Annotated in this window: 3 protein-coding genes; all 3 read right to left on the minus strand. The window is 68.0% G+C overall.

Annotation, left to right across the window (positions count from 1 at the left end; genetic code table 11):
* Positions 1-237 precede the first annotated feature (237 nt).
* Positions 238-543 (minus strand): HigA family addiction module antitoxin, encoded by a 306-nt coding sequence (locus AC5W54_RS22410; RefSeq protein ID WP_495964309.1) that lies wholly within the window; start codon positions 541-543, stop codon positions 238-240.
* 5 nt (positions 544-548) lie between these two features.
* Positions 549-839 (minus strand): type II toxin-antitoxin system RelE/ParE family toxin, encoded by a 291-nt coding sequence (locus tag AC5W54_RS22415; protein ID WP_495964310.1) that lies wholly within the window; start codon positions 837-839, stop codon positions 549-551.
* Between the two features lie 262 nt (positions 840-1101).
* Positions 1102-4617, minus strand: coding sequence for an SNF2-related protein (locus tag AC5W54_RS22420; protein WP_495964311.1), 3516 nt, complete (start codon positions 4615-4617; stop codon positions 1102-1104).
* Between the last annotated feature and the right edge of the window lie 245 nt (positions 4618-4862).

Raw genomic sequence — 4862 nt, forward strand, 5'->3', positions numbered from 1 at the left:
GGTTTGTGTGTGGTTTCGCGACTTGCACAATACCGTATTCCATCGTCCGTTTTCTTGTAAATCAACCGATTATGCGTCGGTCAGCGCCTTAAGTAAGTGCCATTCGGGTCAGACCCCGGCGGCGGCGAAACCGCGCGCCAAGCCCACCATGACGGGCTTCGTGACTTGGCTGGGGCCTGACCCGATAGGGGCGGCCTTGGCCCCTGAACCGGGTCAACTTCTCGTGCCGAGAAATCCCTATGCTGCCTCTAACGGCTTTGCCTTCTCGATGCGCTCGCGTCGCTTGGCATCGTGCGTGGCTTCCCAGAGATCGGTTTGTTGCTGCAGGTGCAGCCAAAACTGCGGGGAGTTGCCAAAGACGCGCGCGAGCATGAGCGCGGTATCGGCCGTGATCGCTCGCTTGTTGCGACACAGTTCGTTCACCAAACGAGGAGAAACCCCCATCTGCCGGGCCAGCCGGGTCTGGCTCAGGCCGAGCGGCTCGAGGAATTCGAAAACCAGAACCTCACCAACGCTGGTGGGCTTGCGATTGGTCATACTCATGTCGTTCACCTATAGCTATGAGGGTCCAGGTAGAGGTGATGGGCCTTCTCGCCTTCCCACTCAAAGATCAGCCGATACTGTTTGTTGACGCGGATCGAACACTTCCCTGCCAATTTGCCCTGCAGATGCTCAAAGCGATTCCCGGGTGGGACGCGCAGGTCGTTCTCATCAGTTGCAGCATCGATGATGTCTAGTTTGCGAGCCAAGGCGGATTCGATATTGCTGGGGATATTCCGATGGCTGGTACCATCGCAAAAGAATGCTTCAAGCCATGGGTCACGAAAGCTGCTGACCATCGACGCCTCCTTGCTTTATTACATTATACCACCATATGTAATAGCCCGCCATTTCATCATGCGAGTATGGAGCCAGTCCCCGGCGGTATCGCCCATCACTGGCGGTCAGCCTCATCAGACCTGGCCACCAACGCCGGAAGGCCCCGGGGGTCAGACCCCGGCGGCGGCGCACCCGCGTGCCACGCCCACCACCACGGGCCAATGACTCGGCCGGGGCCTGACCCGATAGGGGCTATCCCGACGCCTGAACCGGGCATCGAGATCAGGACGCCGCGCCCACCGGGGCAAACAGCAGCGCCAGGTCCTCTTCGTCGAACAGCGGGCCGTCGGCGCCGCGTTCCGCGCTGCCTTCCAGGATGGAGGTGGCCAGGTCGGCCTTGCGGGCCTGCAGGTCGACGATGCGTTCCTCCACCGTGCCGGCGCACACCAGCTTGTAGACGAACACCGGGTTCCGCTGGCCCAGGCGATGGGCACGCCCCGTCGCCTGGGCTTCCACGGCGGGGTTCCACCAGGGGTCGTAGTGAATCACGGTATCCGCGGCGGTCAGGTTGAGCCCCACGCCACCGGCGCGCAGGCTGATCAGGAACACCGGCACCTCGCCCTCCTGGAAGGCCGCCACGCGCTCGGTGCGCACCTTGCCCGGGGTGTCACCGGTGAGCGTGGTATAGGGGATGCCGTCACTCGCCAGCGCCTTGCCGATCAGGTCCAGCATCTCGGTGAACTGGGAGAACACCAGGATGCGCCGGCCCTCCTCGATCAACGGCGGCAACAGCTCGCGCAGCTGGTCGAGCTTGGCCGAACGCCGCACCCGCTGGGCGCTATCCAGCTTGACCAGGCGCGGATCGCAGCACACCTGGCGCAGCTTGAGCAAGGCATCGAGCATCACGATGCCGGAGGCCGCCAGGCCGCGCTCGGCAATGGCCTGCTGGACCCGCTGATGCTGCGCCAGGCGCAGGGTCTCGTAGAGCTCGCGCTGGGCGCCGGGCAGAGTGATCTCCCGGCGGTTCTCTATCTTCTCGGGCAGCTCGGTGAGCACTTCCTGCTTGGTCCGTCGCAGCATGAGCGGCGCGATGCGCCGGGAAAGGCGCTGGCGGGCCGCCACATCGCCCTCCTTCTCGATCGGCGTGCGGAAGTGCTGGCCGAACCACTGCTGGCTACCCAGGACACCCGGCGCCACGGCGTCCAGCTGGGCCCACAGCTCGCCCAGGTGGTTCTCCAGCGGTGTGCCGGTCATGGCCAGCGTGCGGCCGGCCTCGAGGGCCCGTACCGCCTGGGCGGTCTGGCTGGCGGCGTTCTTGATCGCCTGGGCCTCGTCCAGCACCAGCAGCCCGAAGGTCTGCTCGCGCAGGTGCTCGACGTCGCGAATCAGCAGCGGATAGGTGGTCACCACCAGGTCGGCCTCGGCAAGCCGCTCGGCCATCTGCCGCTGGCGCTCGGCCTTGCCACCCTGCAGGGCCAGCACCCTCAGGCCGGGCGCGAAGCGTGCCGCCTCGGCACACCAGTTGCCGACCAGGCTGGTGGGCGCCACCACCAGGGTCGGCGACACCAGGGCGCCCCGCTGCCGTTCGTCCAGCACATGGGCCAGCACCTGGATGGTCTTGCCCAGGCCCATGTCGTCGGCCAGAATGCCGCCGCTGGGCAGCTCGGACAGGAAGCGCAGCCACGCCAGGCCATGCGCCTGGTAATCGCGCAACCGGCCGGTGAATCCCTGCGGCGCGGGCAGCCGGGCGGGCAGCGCCTTGAGGCGGTGCACCAGATCGGTCATCCCCTCGCGCCCCTGCCACCGTTCCCGCGTCGCCAGCGGCTCCAGCCCCTGGGCGGCGGTGACCGGCAGCCGCAGGGCGCCCGCCTCGGCGTCGCCGAGCCAGTCCAGGATCGGGGTCATCAGGCCTCGCAACCGGGCCAGGGGCAGCACCAGCTCTCGCTGGTCGTCCAGCGCCAGCGCATAGGTGGCGTCGTCGGGCTCGTCGTCGGGTGCGTCCAGGGGGAAGTCGGGATCCTCGAGCAGCTGCTGCAGGAGCGGCAGGAGGTCGAGGCGCTCGCCTTCCACCTCGATATCCAGGCCCAGCTCGAACCAGCCGTTACCCGCCGGGGCCAGTTCACCATGCCAGGCGTCCGGCGTCAGCCGTCGCGGCTCCTCGGGGAAGTCGGCAGCGAAGGTCACCCGGCAGCCGGCCCGGCGCAGCCGGTGGATCATCGGCCACCATGCCTCCGGGGGCGAAAGGTGCGTGAACCACTGCGCCGCCGTCTCGGGGGGCTCACCGTCGAGCGGCAGCAGCAGCGTCCACGGCGGCAGGTCGAGATCGGGCGCCGCCTCCTGCTCGACGAGACGCTCCAGGGACACCATGCCGGAGGGCAGCGAGCGCACCAGGGCGCGCTCCGCCTCGGCATCACGGCTCACGGTGACCTGCTGGCCGCGATGGAAGACGCGCGCCTGCTCCCCCTCCTCCGGCGCCACGCTCACACCGTCGTAGTCGAAGGTCACCACCCCGGCGCCCACCGAGCGGATGCGGCCATACCAGGCGTGGGCGCGAACGTCCACCACCTCCATGTGAACGCACAGCCCGGGCGTCACCCCCTCCAGCGTCGTCTCCTCCACCACCGCCGGGGGCGGCAGTTGGGCGGCCAGGGAGGAGCCCTGCAGGCGCTCCGCCAGCCAGTCGCTCATCTCGGGGGGCACCTCCGGGGCGGAGCGCAGCCGTTGCAGCAACCGCAGGTTGCCTTCCAGCGGGCCCAACAGGCCATGCTCAGGATCGAGGTAACACAGGCCCCGCCCGGCCTTGACGATCATGGCCTCGGACGAGCAGGTACCTTCGGGCAGGAGCGCCGCCCGGAGCCGCTGCACACCGTCGTCATCGGCCTGCCAGGCGGGCGCCGCCCGACAACCAGGCCCCAGCGCCAGCGCCGTGCCGGTCTGCTTGCGGTAATACAGCAGCGGCGGCTCTGCCGCGTCCAGCAACTCCCACAGCGCGCGGACCTGGTAGGGATGCACCAGCGACGTCCAGCCGCGCTGCAGCGAGGAGAGGTAGGCGTCCCGAGGCTCGCCCTGGAGCAGCAGCGTCAGCCGCTCCTCCAGCGCGACCGGCCAGCCGTCCGCCGGCGCCGGCGACAGCTCGCCCGTATCGTGCAGCGCGATGGGCTGGGGCCTGACCCAGGCGCGTGACGCCTGCTGCTTGCGGGACGCCTGGCGCGAGGGGCGCAGCCACACCGCCTGCACCTTCAGGGCCGGCAGACCGATATCGGGCGTGATATCGAGGAAGAGCCCCAGACGGTGCCGATCGTCCACCGTCTCCTGGGCCGAGGAGCCAGGTGCCTCGCACCACGCCAGCCAGCGAGACCAGGTCTTCTCCAGTTCCGACAGGGCCGGGTCCTGCGCGGAATCGCCGCCGTGAGCAGGGCCCCCCAGCGCCTTCATCCGGTTCAGGAAGGCATCGATCAAGGCCACGGCATGCTTGCACTGCGATGCCACCGGGCAGCTGCAGTCCGCGATGACCCCCAGGTTGGCACGGTCCGGATAGATCGCCACCTGGGTACCATAGGGTTGCCGCCCCCGCCCGGCCACCTCGCCATGCAGCTCCAGCAGCGTGTCGTCCTGTTCGGCCTCCAGGTGCTCCCCCACTCGCCCCTCGTGGGAGTAGACCAAGCCCCTCACCAGCGACTGATCATCGAACGAATCCTGCCACGCCAGCCCGCGCAGCACCTCATACAGCCGATACGCCGCCTGTTGTGAAACCTGCTCCAGCACTCGCCTCTCCTGCACCCGTCGCCCACTATCCATGGCCATTCACCATGCCCGGTAGCGGTAAATAACATTGCCCCACCGTGATGTCGAGGCCAACGCGAGGAGGCCCCGAGCCCCGGGGGTCAGACCGAATCCCCACGAATATCCCGGCAATGGCGGCACGTTCGCCGAAAACTGTTTAGGGTTGCACCCTCTTGTCGGCACAGAAACTCGGCGGCCGCCTATACTCAGCGCTGGTGCCAGAGGCGCAGCCGTCGTCTTTTTGGAGGTCCGTCCCCGTC

Source organism: Halomonas sp. LMYGS-3 (assembly GCF_059509875.1).